Annotated in this window: 10 protein-coding genes and 3 rRNA genes; 10 read left to right on the plus strand and 3 right to left on the minus strand. The window is 64.2% G+C overall.

The genetic code is table 11. The annotated features are described in order from the left end of the window. Positions 1-49 precede the first annotated feature (49 nt). Entirely contained in the window at positions 50-1,012 is a 963-nt protein-coding gene (locus tag P1L40_RS15995) for a prenyltransferase (RefSeq protein WP_284008468.1), read from the minus strand. Between the two features lie 88 nt (positions 1,013-1,100). On the opposite strand from P1L40_RS15995, the gene P1L40_RS16000 reads away from it, so the two are divergent. From P1L40_RS16000 to rrf, 5 genes are all read left to right on the plus strand, one after another. Beyond that, complete coding sequence (locus P1L40_RS16000) at positions 1,101-1,337, plus strand: UPF0058 family protein (protein ID WP_284008469.1); 237 nt, start codon at positions 1,101-1,103, stop codon at positions 1,335-1,337. Positions 1,338-1,453: 116 nt separating this feature from the next. After that, positions 1,454-1,750 (plus strand): translation initiation factor eIF-1A, encoded by a 297-nt coding sequence (locus P1L40_RS16005; protein ID WP_379775303.1) that lies wholly within the window; start codon positions 1,454-1,456, stop codon positions 1,748-1,750. 603 nt (positions 1,751-2,353) lie between these two features. Next, positions 2,354-3,825, plus strand: a 16S ribosomal RNA gene (locus P1L40_RS16010). A 365-nt stretch (positions 3,826-4,190) separates the two neighbouring features. Further along, positions 4,191-7,109: ribosomal RNA gene (locus P1L40_RS16015) — 23S ribosomal RNA — on the plus strand. A gap of 132 nt (positions 7,110-7,241) precedes the next feature. After that, a 5S ribosomal RNA gene (gene rrf, locus P1L40_RS16020) occupies positions 7,242-7,364 on the plus strand. Together the 16S, 23S and 5S rRNA genes form the textbook arrangement of a ribosomal RNA operon. A gap of 137 nt (positions 7,365-7,501) precedes the next feature. Here the strand turns inward: rrf and P1L40_RS16025 are convergent. Continuing rightward, the gene (locus tag P1L40_RS16025) at positions 7,502-9,613 is read right to left on the minus strand and encodes a beta-glucosidase family protein (protein ID WP_284008470.1); all 2,112 of its coding nucleotides are present in this window, start codon (positions 9,611-9,613) and stop codon (positions 7,502-7,504) included. A 78-nt stretch (positions 9,614-9,691) separates the two neighbouring features. On the opposite strand from P1L40_RS16025, the gene P1L40_RS16030 reads away from it, so the two are divergent. The 4 genes from P1L40_RS16030 to P1L40_RS16045 all read left to right on the plus strand — a co-directional run bounded on the left by P1L40_RS16030 (position 9,692) and on the right by P1L40_RS16045 (position 13,029). Further along, positions 9,692-10,531, plus strand: a complete 840-nt coding sequence (locus tag P1L40_RS16030) for a VOC family protein (RefSeq protein WP_284008471.1) — start codon at positions 9,692-9,694, stop codon at positions 10,529-10,531. A gap of 104 nt (positions 10,532-10,635) precedes the next feature. After that, complete coding sequence (locus P1L40_RS16035; RefSeq protein WP_284008472.1) at positions 10,636-11,277, plus strand: alpha/beta hydrolase; 642 nt, start codon at positions 10,636-10,638, stop codon at positions 11,275-11,277. Between the two features lie 51 nt (positions 11,278-11,328). Continuing rightward, positions 11,329-12,429: a DUF3179 domain-containing (seleno)protein gene (locus P1L40_RS16040; RefSeq protein ID WP_284008473.1), complete on the plus strand. Its 1,101-nt coding sequence runs from the start codon at positions 11,329-11,331 to the stop codon at positions 12,427-12,429. Between the two features lie 432 nt (positions 12,430-12,861). After that, positions 12,862-13,029: a hypothetical protein gene (locus P1L40_RS16045; protein ID WP_284008474.1), complete on the plus strand. Its 168-nt coding sequence runs from the start codon at positions 12,862-12,864 to the stop codon at positions 13,027-13,029. A gap of 10 nt (positions 13,030-13,039) precedes the next feature. Here P1L40_RS16045 and P1L40_RS16050 read toward each other — a convergent pair whose 3' ends face one another. Further along, entirely contained in the window at positions 13,040-13,468 is a 429-nt protein-coding gene (locus tag P1L40_RS16050; protein WP_284008476.1) for a CopG family ribbon-helix-helix protein, read from the minus strand. A 277-nt stretch (positions 13,469-13,745) separates the two neighbouring features. Here P1L40_RS16050 and P1L40_RS16055 point away from each other — a divergent pair, with 277 nt between their 5' ends. Next, the gene (locus P1L40_RS16055; protein ID WP_284008478.1) at positions 13,746-15,104 is read left to right on the plus strand and encodes a hypothetical protein; all 1,359 of its coding nucleotides are present in this window, start codon (positions 13,746-13,748) and stop codon (positions 15,102-15,104) included. Positions 15,105-15,109: the final 5 nt, after the last annotated feature.

The raw sequence follows: 15,109 nt of genomic DNA on the forward strand, positions 1-15,109 counted from the left end.
GACGCCGAGTCGTGTCCCGGCAGTGCACCCGAAACACGGTATGTCCGGCTCACACGAAGGGGACGGCGAGTGACCACCACGCGGCCGCCGTCGCGAGAGCGTACCAGACCATCGCGGCGACCGCGGGGAAGGGCGACCGCTGTCTCGTGAGGACGATCCCGCCCCAGAGCACCAGCGGGAGCGAACCCGCCTGTCCGGCGACGACGAGGGGCGGGAGTACCGTCTCGTACGACAGCCCCGTCACGACGACCGCGCTGCCCGCGAGGAGCCAGTACAGCCGCCTGAGTCGGTCCGGGGGCAAGCGAACCGCGAGCGTCCGCTTCCCGACCGAGGCGTCGGCGTCCCTGTCCGGCCAGTGTGTCGCCAGGAGGTTACAGCCGATCAGACAGCAAAACGGGACCAGCGCGACGCCGTCGGCCACAGTCGGCGTCCCAACCGTCGTGGTACCGTACAGCGGAAGCAACAGCCCGCCGAGCAGTGCGTTCACGAGTTCGCCGACGCCGCGTCTGATAAACGCCGTCGGCGGGAGCGAGTATCCCAGTCCCGCGAGCGCGATCACGCCGAGGAACACGACCGCTGTCGCCGACAACTGCCCCGTGACGTATCCACCGGCGGCTATCGCGATGCCGACGATCACCGCCGTCAGCGAGGCGCGCGCGAGGACGACCCGATCGACCCCAGTTTGGGCCAGTGCACCGCTCCCGCCGGAAAACGGGGTCCGCTCCGTCCGCCGGTCCGTCTCGACATCGACGTACTCGTTGGCGTAGTGGATACTCGCGGCGACCGCGAATACTGCGAGCCCGCCGATCCCGACAGCGGGTCCGTGGGCGGCGAGGGACCAGTCACCCCGCCGCCCCAGCGCCATGCCGATACCGAGTGCGTAGACAGCGCCGATCAGCGCCAGTTGGCTCGGGCGCGCGGCTTTCCACAGTGTCCACAGCCGTGGTGCCCGATCGATCGCAGTCCGTGTGACTCCCGTCACCGGCAATGTGACCGCTGTGCCGTCGTCCACGTGGTAATTCGGTACACGAACGGATATTGGTGTGGTAACACGTGGCGAGACACTACTATAAACCCTCGTGTTTTATCTCTTCGCATCCATGCGTAAACAGGAGCTCATCCACCTGCACAGCCTTCTCGCACAGGTACAAGTTCACTACGAAGAGGACTGCGGAACGGACGTGCAACACGACGAGTACGCGACGCTCGGTGTCAAGCCGACATCGATCCACAAGTCGAAGACCGACCACAAGGACGCCGTGTTCGCGCTCGCCAACGGGATTATCGACGATATGGCAGCCGAAAGCGACGAGATCCGCACGCTCGCCGCCGACTGAGCGCTTTCTGCGGTTCGGATACCCGATCGACCGACAGTCACTACAGGCTCGTACACCGTGGGACGCGTTATCGGGACTCTCAGTCTACTTATACGATTGGCGCCCCTATCACAGGTATGAGCGAACCTTCTGGGCGACGGAACCTCCGGATGCCCTCGACAGACGAGATGTTCGCGGTCGTAACTGAACACAACGGCGGCAACCACGTCCGCATCCAGTGCGAAGACGGTGAGAACCGGATGGGCCGCATCCCGGGCCGAATGAAGTTCCGGACCTGGATCAACGAGGGCGACATCGTGATCGCCGAGCCCTGGGACTGGCAGGACGAGAAAGCCAACATCGAGTGGCGCTACGACGGACAGGACGCCGACCAGCTCCGTGCCGAAGGCCACATCGACTCGCTGACTGCGTAATCGCTCTTCGTTTTCGACTTCGTCACACCGGCGAGCGACAGCACTACCCACTGCCGATTCCGTTGCTGTCGGCACCGCACCGTCCCGCGGCCCGTGCGCTCGGGCGCACTCCTAACTGCTATTGACCGCTCAATAGCTCCTGCAGCGGTCACGGTCAGGTTGCCAGACTGACAACAGCTATACGTATTATTACATTATAGCCGGACAAAACGCCGCTGTCTTGCGATTGGGTATGTGACGGCGTCACGTCACGCATGTGGCGTGTGGGGTCGACTCAGGGCGGCTCTGAGACGAGTCATTTATATGTACCCCTCCCATCGGATGGAATGCGAAGGTCGCACCGGGGCGCCCGGGGCGACACGGTCCGTGGCGACGTTCCCGGACCGCTCGCAGAGAGCACATCGCGTTCGCTTCGGCGACCGCGACCGCTCTCGAAAGTATGAGGATCCCACCCCTGCGGTCCGCCGTCAAGATGGGATCTGATGTGAGCCCACGGACCCATACAGTCAACACTGGAGTATTCCAGTGTGTTACGCTTCCGACGGAGTGATACCACACTCATACGTTGCATCGAGCAACGCCCGCCGCTGACTCAGTCAGCACATTCCGGTTGATCCTGCCGGAGGCCATTGCTATCGGAGTCCGACTTAGCCATGCTAGTCGCGCGGGTTAGACCCGCGGCATATAGCTCAGTAACACGTGGCCAAACTACCCTACAGACCGCCATAACCTCGGGAAACTGAGGCTAATAGCGGATACAGCTCTCACGCTGGAGTTGCAGAGAGCTGGAAACGTTCCGGCGCTGTAGGATGTGGCTGCGGCCGATTAGGTAGATGGTGGGGTAACGGCCCACCATGCCCATAATCGGTACAGGTTGTGACAGCAAGAGCCTGGAGACGGTATCTGAGACAAGATACCGGGCCCTACGGGGCGCAGCAGGCGCGAAACCTTTACACTGCACGACAGTGCGATAAGGGGACTCCGAGTGCGAGGGCATATAGCCCTCGCTTTTCTGAATCGTAGGGAGATTCAGGAACAAGGACTGGGCAAGACCGGTGCCAGCCGCCGCGGTAATACCGGCAGTCCGAGTGATGGCCGATATTATTGGGCCTAAAGCGTCCGTAGCCTGCTGTGTAAGTCCGTTGGGAAATCGACGCGCTCAACGCGTCGGCGTCCAGCGGAAACTACACGGCTTGGGGCCGAGAGACTTGACGGGTACGTCCGGGGTAGGAGTGAAATCCTGTAATCCTGGACGGACCACCAATGGCGAAAGCACGTCAAGAGACCGGACCCGACGGTGAGGGACGAAAGCTAGGGTCTCGAACCGGATTAGATACCCGGGTAGTCCTAGCTGTAAACGATGCTTGCTAGGTATGTCACGCGCCATGAGCACGTGATGTGCCGTAGTGAAGACGATAAGCAAGCCGCCTGGGAAGTACGTCCGCAAGGATGAAACTTAAAGGAATTGGCGGGGGAGCACCACAACCGGAGGAGCCTGCGGTTTAATTGGACTCAACGCCGGACATCTCACCGGTCCCGACAGTAGTAATGACGGTCAGGTTGACGACTTTACCCGACGCTACTGAGAGGAGGTGCATGGCCGCCGTCAGCTCGTACCGTGAGGCGTCCTGTTAAGTCAGGCAACGAGCGAGACCCGCATCCGTAGTTGCCAGCGATACCCCTGAGGTAGTCGGGTACACTACGGAGACTGCCGCTGCTAAAGCGGAGGAAGGAACGGGCAACGGTAGGTCAGTATGCCCCGAATGGACCGGGCAACACGCGGGCTACAATGGTCAGGACAGTGGGATGCTACGCCGAGAGGCGACGCTAATCTCCAAACCTGGTCGTAGTTCGGATTGCGGGCTGAAACTCGCCCGCATGAAGCTGGATTCGGTAGTAATCGCGTGTCATAAGCGCGCGGTGAATACGTCCCTGCTCCTTGCACACACCGCCCGTCAAAGCACCCGAGTGGGGTCCGGATGAAGCCAGCATGCGCTGGTTGAATCTGGGCTCCGCAAGGGGGCTTAAGTCGTAACAAGGTAGCCGTAGAGGAATCTGCGGCTGGATCACCTCCTACAGAACGGGACTGGGGCTTTGCCCCAGCCCACCTGCATTGGTGGCTTTGCCACCGTTGTCGGCAAGCGCCGACTGTATGGGCCCGCTGGGCTCACGAGACCTCTCCGAGGCGGATACCCCCGTGTGGGGTAGTCGGGTGCAACTCCCGACAGGTCCGTACGACGTACCGGGTTCGAACCGTGCCCCTTAAGTGTGGGACGGCGCTCGAAACTGGTACGACGACTGATGCACCAATCCGGGTCAAACCGCGATTGGGAAGGGTCGATTCGCCTACCATCTCCACCTTGGGGGCGAGTATGAAACCGTGTGTACGTGCGATCCAGGCGTCCACTGGACTCGTTCAGTTCTAACTAACGAGTCACAACGACGTTGGCTACTATGCCAGCTGATGGATAGCTCGGCTCGAGAGCTGAAGAAGGACGTGCCAAGCTGCGATAAGCCTGAGGGAGCCGCACGGAGGCGAAGAACTCAGGATCTCCGAATGAGAATCTCCTCGCAATTGCCACGCGCAATGAGGAACCCCGAGAACTGAAACATCTCAGTATCGGGAGGAACAAAAAACGCAACGTGATGTCGTCAGTAACCGCGAGTGAACGCGATACAGCCCAAACCGAAGCCCTCACGGGCAATGTGGTGTGTGGGCCAACTCTCAGCATCCGACCATCTCACAGAAGTCCCTTGGAACAGGGCGTGATACAGGGTGACAACCCCGTACGTGAGACCAGTACGATGTGCGTTGGTTCCAGAGTAGCGGGGGTTGGAAATCCCTCGCGAATCTCGCAGGCATCGACTGCGAAGGCTAAACACTCCTCGAGACCGATAGCGGACAAGTAGTGTGAACGAACGCTGCAAAGTATCCTCCGAAGGGAGGTGAAATAGAGCTTGAACCCAGTTGGCGATCGAGCGATGGGGCATACAAGGTCCTGTCCAGAATGACCGTGGGGCGACCCACCAGTAAGACGGACAGGAAGCCGATGTTCCATCGTACGTTTTGAAAAACGAGCCAGGGAGTGTGTCTGTATGGCGAGTCTAACCGGAGTATCCGGGGAGGCACAGGGAAACCGACATGGCCGCAGCTTACGCGAGGGCCGCCGTCTTCAAGGGCGGGGAGCCACACGGACACGACCCGAATCCGGACGATCTACGCATGGACAAGGTGAAGCGTGCCGAAAGGCACGTGGAAGCCTGTTAGAGTTGGTGTCCTACAATACCCTCTCGTGATCTATGTGTAGGGGTGAAAGGCCCATCGAGTCCGGCAACAGCTGGTTCCAATCGAAACATGTCGAAGCATGACCTTCACCGAGGTAGTCGGTGGGGTAGAGCGACCGATTGGCGTGCTCCACTCCGAGAGGAGTGGACGCGCCTGTCAAACTCCAAACCCACCGACGCCGTCGACGTGAGGATTCCGGTGCGCGGGGTAAGCCTGTGTACCAGGAGGGGAACAACCCAGAGATAGGTTAAGGTCCCCAAGTGTGGATTAAGTGTAATCCTCTGAAGGTGGTCTCGAGCCCTAGACAGCCGGGAGGTGAGCTTAGAAGCAGCTACCCTCTAAGAAAAGCGTAACAGCTTACCGGCCGAGGTTTGAGGCGCCCAAAATGATCGGGACTCAAATCCACCACCGAGACCTGTCCGTGCCTCTTACGAGGCAATCGAGTAGATTGGCGCTCTCATTGGATGGAAGCAGGGGTGAGAACTCCTGTGGACCGATGAGTGACGAAAATCCTGGCCATAGTAGCAGCGATAGTCGGGTGTGAACCCCGACGGCCTAATGGATAAGGGTTCCTCAGCACTGCTGATCAGCTGAGGGTTAGCCGGTCCTAAGTCATCCCGTAACTCGACGATGACAAAATGGGAAACGGGTTAATATTCCCGTGCCACCACACAGTGAAACCGACGCCCTGGGGTCGACCACGCCGGGCTTTCGCCCGGTCGAACCGTCCAACTCCGTGGAAGCCGTAACGGCACGAAGCGGACGAACGGCGGGATAGGGCAACGTGGTTCAACCTGGGGCCCGTGAAAAGGGAGTGTGGTGTCCGTACCGAGAACCGACACAGGTGTCCATGGCGGCGAAAGCCAAGGCCTGTCGGGATCAACCGACGTTAGGGAATTCGGCAAGTTAGTCCCGTAAGTTCGCGATAAGGGATACCTGCTCGGGAAACGAGCAGGTCGCAGTGACTCGGAAGCTCGGACTGTCTAGTAACAACATAGGTGACCGCAAATGCGCAAGCACTCGTACGGTCACTGAATCCTGCCCAGTGCGGGTATCTGAACACCTCGTACAAGAGGACGAAGGACCCGTCAACGGCGGGGGTAACTATGACCCTCTTAAGGTAGCGTAGTACCTTGCCGCATCAGTAGCGGCTTGCATGAATGGATTAACCAGAGCTTCACTGTCCCAACGTTGGGCCCGGTGAACTGTACATTCCAGTGCGGAGTCTGGAGACACCCAGGGGGAAGCGAAGACCCTATGGAGCTTTACTGCAGGCTGTCGCTGGGACGTGGTCGCCGATGTGCAGCATAGGTAGGAGACACTACACAGGTACTTGCGCTAGCAAGCCACCGAGTCAACAGTGAAATACTACCCGTCGGTGACTGCGACCCTCACTCCGGGAGGAGGACACCGGTAGCCGGGCAGTTTGACTGGGGCGGTACGCGCTCGAAAAGATATCGAGCGCGCCCTAAGATCATCTCAGCCGGGACAGAGACCCGGCGAAGAGTGCAAGAGCAAAAGATGATTTGACAGTGTTCTTCCCAACGAGGAACGCTGACGCGAAAGCGTGGTCAGCGAACCAATTAGCCTGCTTGATGCGGGCAATTGATGACAGAAAAGCTACCCTAGGGATAACAGAGTCGTCACTCGCAAGAGCACATATCGACCGAGTGGCTTGCTACCTCGATGTCGGTTCCCTCCATCCTGCCCGTGCAGAAGCGGGCAAGGGTGAGGTTGTTCGCCTATTAAAGGAGGTCGTGAGCTGGGTTTAGACCGTCGTGAGACAGGTCGGCTGCTATCTACTGGGTGTGTTATGGTGTCTGACAGGAACGATCGTATAGTACGAGAGGAACTACGATTGGTGGCCACTGGTGTACCGGTTGTTCGAGAGAGCACTGCCGGGCAGCCACGCCACACGGGGTAAGAGCTGAACGCATCTAAGCTCGAAACCCACCTGGAAAAGAGACACCGCCGAGAGTCCTCGTAGAAGACGAGGTAAATAGACTCGGGGTGTGCGCGTCGAGGTAACGAGACGTTGAGCCCGCGAGCACTAACCACTCGAAGCCATAATCATACGCACTGTGACTCAGAAGTCACCAACAATCGTTGGTAGACTGAACGAGTCCAGGCGCAAACTGGATCGCACGTACGAAAATCAGACCGACCGAGACAGGTAATTTCACGGTTCGACTCCGTGACTCGGCGTTAGGCGGCCATAGCGGCGGGGTTGCCTCCCGTACCCATCCCGAACACGGAAGATAAGCCCGCCAGCGTTCCGGGGAGTACTGGAGTGCGCGAGCCTCTGGGAAACGCGGTTCGCCGCCACCATTCATACCTTCATTCAGCCTTTCGAAGAGCGTCACCGCTCTTCGAGGGGCTTTTCGTCGTTCAGGAGTGGCAACACTGTCGCTCCCGGATGCTGTTCGAAGCGACATCGCTGACGCACAGCGACACTCGCCCGCCGGTCAGCCGCTGTACTCGACGGCCAGTCGGAGATCGCGTGCCGACCGCCCGATCTCGACCGTGTGGGGGCCGTCGTCGTCGGTCCACCCGTCGTCGGGATCGAAGTACGACAGCGCGAGTTCGTCCAGCGACACCGAGACGGACCGCGACTCGCCGGCATCGAGTTCGACCGGCTCAAACCCGGCCAGTTCCTGGCGCGGTCGCTCGACGGGTGATTCCGGGGGACGTACGTACGCTTGCACGACCTCGTGCCCGGGTCTGGACGCGGTGTTCTCGACAGTGACCTCGACGGCGCCGTCGCGAACTGTCGCGTCCAGATACTCGAACGTGGCGTAGGAGTGACCGTGGCCGAACGGGTAGGTGGGGTCGGTGTCTGCCCGATCGAAGTGGCGGTAGCCGACGAAGACTCCCTCGTCGTAGTGGGCTTTCCCATCGACGCCGGGGAACTGTCGCTCCTCGGTCGCGGGGTAGTCCTCGGCGGGCGCGAACGTGACGGGGAGCCGTCCCCCGGGGTCGGCGTCCCCGTAGAGAACCGCCGCGGCGGCGTCGCCGTCCGCTTGGCCCGGGTACCAGGCTTCGAGAACCGCGGCAACGTCGCCGCGCCAGGGCATCTCGACGGGGCCGCCGGAGCGGACGACGACGACGGTGCGCTCGTTCGCGGCGGCGACGGCCTCGATCAGGTCGTCCTGTCGGCCGGGAAGTGCCAGCGAGTCGCGGTCCTGCCCCTCGGTCGTCGTGTCACGGACGAACACTACGGCTACGTCAGCAGTTTCGGCCGCTTCGACCGCGTCGTCCAGCGAGGGGTCTGGACGGTCGTCGTCGGTCCACTCGCGCTCGTCGTGGCCGCCTTCGACGAACGGAAGTAGGTCGAACAGCGAGACGCTTTCGATCTCTGGGATGCCGCGTGCGACCGTGACAGTCCCCTCCGCGCGTCCTTCGATTCCATCGGCAGGGGTCGTCGCGGCGAACGGAGTCGTCTCGGAGGAGCCACCGCCGCCGAGTTTGGGTTCGTCGACGTGAGGCCCGATGACGGCGACGGCTGTCTCGTCGGTGAGGGGCAGGACGCCGTCGTTGTCCAGCAGCACGGTCCCGCGAGTGGCGACCCGTTCGGCGAGCGCCCGGTGAGCGGGCGTGTCCAGCGCACCGTCGGCACGAACGTCGGAACGACCGAGCAGGCCCGTCCGGTCCATCCCGCCGAGGACGCGGCGGACCATGTCGTCGAGACGCTCCGCCGGGACGGTCCCGTCGTCGATCGCCTCACCGAGGGGCCCCGCGAACAGGCCGGCATGGGTCGCGTCGGGGATGCCGTCGGGCCACTCGAACTCGTCGAGCGATCCCTCCTCGTTCCCGGTCTCTGTATCGAGTGCGACGCCGGGCATCTCCAGGTCGAGGCCGGCGGTCGCGGCGCCGACCGTCGTCGCCAGCCCGTACCAGTCCGAAACGACGTAGCCGTCGAAGCCCCACTCGTCTTTCAGTACGCCGCCGACAAGCGTCGCGTGGTCGCTCATGTACGTCCCGTTGACCCTGTTGTAGGCGGTCATCACCGACCCGACGCCGGCCTCGACGGCCGCCCGGAAGGGCGGGAGATACAGTTCGCGCAGCGTCCGCTCGTCGACCTCGGCGCTGACGCTCGTGCGCGCGGACTCCTGGTTGTTGGCGACGAAGTGTTTGACTGTCGCGAGGACACCGGTAGATTCGATGCCCGAGACGAGACCGGCACCCACGTCGCCGGCCAGAACTGGATCTTCCGAGAGGTACTCGAAGTTGCGACCACAGTGGGGAATGCGGACGATGTTCACGCCGGGTGCCAGCAGGACATCCTGATCGAGCGCGGTCGCCTCGCGGGCCATCGCTCGGCCCTGTTCGCGCGCGAGGCTGGGGTCGAACGAGGCAGCGGTCGCCAACGACGCCGGGAAGGCCGTCGCGCGCTCGCCCTCCGCACGGACACCCAGCGGCCCGTCGACGAGGCGGAACGGCGGAACGTCGAGGCGATCGACCCCGGGGAGATACCCGGTCGCCGTCCCCTCCGGGTCGACCGCGCCGTGAACGAGCGCGAGTTTCTCTTTCCGGGTGAGCTCCGACACGAGCGTGTCGATGTCGTCGGCAGCGTCCATTGATCGGGGTTCGGACCCCAGCCGAATAACGGTTGGCCGGCCGATAGAATAACTGACATGGGGTGTGAACCGACGAGTATGGTTCCCGACTCCCCACTGCCGGCCGGGACGGAGGTCGGCCGCGTCGCGCTCACTGTCGCCGACAGCGACCGCGTCGCCGCGTTCTACGAGGAAACGGTCGGGCTGTCGATCCACGACGACACCGGTGAGCGGACTGTCCTCGGGGACGGCGAGACGCAACTGCTGGTGCTCCACGAGCACCCGACGGTGCCCGAACGGATGGCCGACGAGACGGGGCTGTACCACCTCGCGGTTCGCGTGCCCTCGCGGGCCGCGCTCGGGGCGGCGCTAGAGCGTGTCGAACGGACGGGGCAACTCGACGGCGCCTCGGACCATCACGTCAGCGAGGCGCTGTATCTGACAGATCCCGAGGGGAACGGCGTCGAGATATACCGGGACCGACCCCGCGAACGGTGGGACGAACGCGAGGACGGGACCGTTCGGATGGCGACCGAACGGCTGGATCGGGCCGGTGTCGAGGCCGCGAGCGACGCTACCCGCTCGGTTCCCGTCGGGACCGACATCGGCCACGTCCACCTGGAGGTCGCCGACCTGGACGCCACGCGGTCGTTCTACGTCGACACGCTGGGAATGCGAGTCCGGGCGACGTACACGGGCGCGCTCTTTCTGGCGGCGGGATCGTACCATCACCACGTCGGCGCGAACGTGTGGCACTCACGGGTCGGGCCGGGCGAGGGACGCGGACTGGCGTGGTACGAACTCGTCGTTCCGAACGAGGCGGCGGTCACGGCGGTCCGCCGCCGACTGACCGATAGCGACCGCGCGGTCGAGACGACGCCGGACGGGATCGAGACGGTCGATCCCGCGGGCGTGACGGTCCGCGTTCGACCCTCGTAGGGCGTTACTCAAGTACGTCGCGGCAGTAGCGGGGGTATGGAACGACACAGTCTACGTCGGTGGCACGGCCGAATCGAAGACAGCGCTCGCCGAGCGGGGCGACGATGAGCGGCCCACACCAGGGACAGGACCTGGTCACTGCGGGGACACCGCTGTCCGACGCCCGGGCGGCCGTGGTTCTGGTCCACGGTCGGGGGGCGACCGCACAGAGTATCGTCCAGATGGGGACGGACGTACACGCGGACGGCGTTGCGCTGCTGGCGCCACAGGCCGCGCGGAACACGTGGTATCCGAACTCCTTTCTGGCACCCGTCGAGGACAACGAACCGGGTCGCAGTTCCGGCCTCCAGGCGGTCGACGACGCCGTCGAGACGGCGATCGATGCGGGAATCCCACGAGAAGCGGTGCTCGTCGGCGGTTTCTCCCAGGGTGCGTGTCTGGCAAGCGAGTACGTCGCTCGGAACCCGCGACGGTACGGCGGGCTGGCTGCACTGAGCGGCGGACTGATCGGGGAGACGGTCGATCCCGAGTCCTACGAGGGGGACATCGAGGGGACGCCGGTGTTTATCGGCTGTAGCGATGTCGACCCGCACATCCCGATCGAACGGGTCCACGCGACGACGGAGACGTTCGAGCGACTCGGTGGCGATGTCGACGAGCGGATCTACGGGGGGATGGGTCACGGCGTCAACCAGGACGAACTCGACGCCGTCGCCGATCTCGTCGCCGGGCTGTTGGAGACGTAGGTTACCACGACCTCACCGCGGGATTTTGTGTCCACCGGCCCTTTCGAGGGTATGGCGACGCGACGATCGGTCCTCCGCGGCGTCGGTGTGGTCGGCGCGTCCGTGATCGCGGGCTGTCTCGGTGGTCCCGACTCGCCGACCGCCGGACAGTCGGGCCAGCGGGCCGACGGTGACGACCCGACGGGGACCGACGACGAGATCGAACGGCCGCCCCTCGCAGAGGAATCGCGATATCTGGGCTACGACATCGGGACTCTCGACGAAGCGGTCGTCAGCGGCGGCGTGCCGAAAGACGGTATCCCGGCGATCGACGAACCGACGTTCACGGCAGCGGGGTCGGCGTCGCTCGACGACGGTGCCCCCGTCTTCGGCCTCGTCCGCGGGGGCGACGTTCGAGCGTACCCACAGCGGATTCTGGTCCACCACGAGATCGTCAACGACACCGTCGACGGCGAGCCGGTCGCGGTCACGTACTGTCCGCTCACGGGGACTGCTCAGGGGTTCGAGCGCGGGCCGGTCGAGTTCGGCGTCTCCGGGAACCTCGTCAACTCGAACCTCGTGATGTACGATCGCGGGACCGACAGCCGGTGGCCTCAGATGCTGGCGACGGCGATCGACGGACCGCTCGCGGGCGAGACACTCCGGGAGTTCCGGGTCGTCTGGACGACCTGGGGGAAGTGGCGCGGGGCCTACCCCGAGACGAGGGTCCTGACCGAGGACACTGGGTACACGAGACGGTACGGGAGCGATCCGTACGGTCGGTACGACCCGCCGGGTGGGTACTACACGAGCGATCGGACGCTGTTCGAGCCGCTGGCTCGGGACGGCCGGGCACACCCCAAGTCCGTGGTCGTCGGGACGCGGACGGCCGAAGGGGCGCTCGCGTTCGACAAGGAGACGCTGCTCTCGGCCGGGGTCCTGACCGGAACGATCGACGGGAAGCAGTACGTCGCCGTGGCCGACGACCGGCTGTCGACGGGGTACGTCTACGCGAATCCCGACGGTGTCACGGTCGAGCAGCGGCCCGACGGCTACCGCGTCGCCGGCGAGACGGCGGACGCCGACTCGCTCCCACTGGCGCGGTCGCTCGCGTTCGACGCGATGTGGTTCGCCTGGGCGGGGTTCTATCCGGAGAGTGAGTATGTCGACTGACACCGACACCGGCGGACGCACCGTCGGGGCTCGGTTCGTGAGCCTGTTCCGACAGTCCGCCGTCGCGGCCCGCGGTGCGCTCACCCGGCCGGACGGGAAGGCCGTCTTCGCCGCGTCGGCGGTCGCGTATCTGCTGCTGTACACGGCAGGGTTGCGAAACCTCGGGTTCGGCTCGTGGGGATACGAGCTGTCCGTCGTCTCGGACCCCCCTGGCCCGCGCGTTCGAGCCGGTCGGTCCCTTCCAGTGGGAGCCGATCGCGCTCGTGGTCGTCGGGCCGATCGAACTGCTGGTCGCACCGCTGAACGTCCTGCTCGGTATCGGACTGGCGACCCTCGTCGGGCTGAACCTCGCGGTGTCGGTCGTCGCCTGGCGGGGACCGGCGGCGTGCCGGATCGCCCCCCGGAGCGGGCGCGGCCGCGGGGCTCCCGGGGTTGCTCTCGGGAGTCGCCTGCTGTGGCCCGACGATACTGCTAGTCGTCGGTGTCCAGGCCAGTGCCGGCGTCCTGGCGGTGTTCCAGTGGCTCTTGCCCGTGGCCGTGCTGTCGCTCCTGGGCACCTTGCTGTGGGTGGGAACGAAGGTGGACCCGGCGGCTGCCTGAGCCCGGCGTGTTACTCCATGTCGGCCAGCGTGCCGAACTCGTCGACGGGGACGACCGAGTAGTCGATGTTCAGGGTGTCTTTCGTCGCGCGGATCTTGCCGACGAACGTCGAGATCTCTTCGAGGTCGCCCTCCAGGACGAACAGCTCCATACAGCGGTGTTCGCCGACGTGGCTGTGGAAGTTCGAGGCGACGAGCCCCTCGTGTTCGTGACGGAGGTGCATCATCTTCTCTTCGACGTTTGTCGTCTCGTAGTCGAAGAGGACGGTGACGATCCCCATGAGTTTGCGGCCTTCGAGTCGCTTGTCCTCGAACTCGCCCAGCAGGTTCCGGCTCGCTTCTCTGACGATCTCGCTACGCCCGGTGTAGCCGTGTTCGTCGGCGAACTCGTCGATCCGCTCCAGTAACGACTCCGGCATCGAGACACTGACGACGGTCATGTATTAACTCACTTGCCAGATGATATTAACCATTACTAAACGAGTGGCCCGGCGCCTGGGGGAAAATGCTATCTCTGATCGAGGGGGAATCCAGTCGTTTACGACGGGAGTGAATCCGACAACTCCTCCACGAACCATATCTGGAGCGACCCGGCGACATCGGGACGGTCTTCGGTGACGCCGGGCGACGACCTCGTATTGCGCCGGTCGTCACCGTGACCGTCCACCACCCGGAGAACCCCACAGATTAAGCCTCCCGTTCGAGTACACCGTGACGATGCTCGCTGGGGAGTTACGTGAATCCGTCACCCTGCTCGTCGAGGAGTGGCGACTGCTGGCGCTCGGCCTCGCCGGGCCGTTCGTCTACGGGACCTGGGTGGTCGCCAGTGGGCTCGTGCTGGAGGTCGGGGCGCCGGCGCTGAAGCGCGCGGTGGCGACGACGGTCGCCGGGACACCGATCCGCGGGCTGGAGCTGTTCGCACTGCTCGCGTGGGTCGTTCTGCCCACGCTCGTCGCGGTCGCCGTCGTCCAGCGCCAACTGTTCAACCGTCACGACAACCTCGCGAACGCCTATCGGATGGCCGAGCCCGGCGTGTTACTGGTCGTCCCGGCTCTCGCACTCGTCGGCTGCCTGGCGGCGCTCGTCACCTCGGGTTGGTCGCCCCTGCTCGTGTTCGCGCTGCTCGCGGTTACCGTCCACTTTCTCGTCCGGACGGTGGCGTTCGGGCACCGCGTCTACACGCTCTCGCTCGGTCGGACGCTCCTGGCGATGACCACCGTCTCCGCGCTGTCGGTCGTCGTCGGGCTGTTGGTCCGGGTCCCGGCCGTCGCCGGTCGCGACCCACGCCTCGCGAGCCGTGTCGCGGCGGTCGGTGTCGCGGACGCCGTCGGGGCGTGGACGACGCTGGTCGGCGTCGAGCCGACACTGCTCCTCCGGGGAACGCTGTTCGTCCCGATCGTGCTATCGGCGTGCTATCTCCTCGCACAGACGACCGTTGCCGCGGTCGCGAAGCGCCGCGGGCTTCCGACAGCGCCCGACCGGCGACCGGGACAGCGCGTGCCGGAATCGGCCCAGCCGTCGGCGGCGCCCTCGGCCACGCGCGTCGCCCCGGACGCCGATCCGAGCGAGCCGACCACAGCGGACGCCGACCCGGTAGCCGACACCGATCCGACGACGACCGGAACCGCCGAGACGCCCGATAGCGGGGGAGACGACCACACTGGAACCGGAGTGTTCACCCAGACCGACCCCGTGCCGCCGGCCGGCAGCGACGAGTCGGCAGAGACTACCGGGCAGCCGGACGAGCCACCTGTCGCTGCCCACAGCCGGTCGGAGACGGCCACGGGAGCCACCGATCGCGACGCCAGCTCCGGTCACCCGGTCGTCCCGACGTTCGAAGCGGCCAATGGCGACGGCACCACCGACAACGGTCGGTCGTCGGCCTGGGCCGACGCCGAGACAGTCATCGCCGACACGAGTGAGGAGGCCGTGGACACCGGGAACGACGACACGACCGAGGTGGAGACGCAGAAGGAGATCGACTGTCAGAGTTGCGGCCGGCGGGTCAGCATCGGGACGGATGTCTGGTACTGCCCGGACTGTGGCACGGCGCTCGATACCGGCACAGACCGCTGAAGCGA

Origin of the sequence: Haloarcula pelagica (genome assembly GCF_030127105.1) — an archaeon.
In the GTDB taxonomy this organism is placed as follows: domain Archaea; phylum Halobacteriota; class Halobacteria; order Halobacteriales; family Haloarculaceae; genus Haloarcula; species Haloarcula pelagica.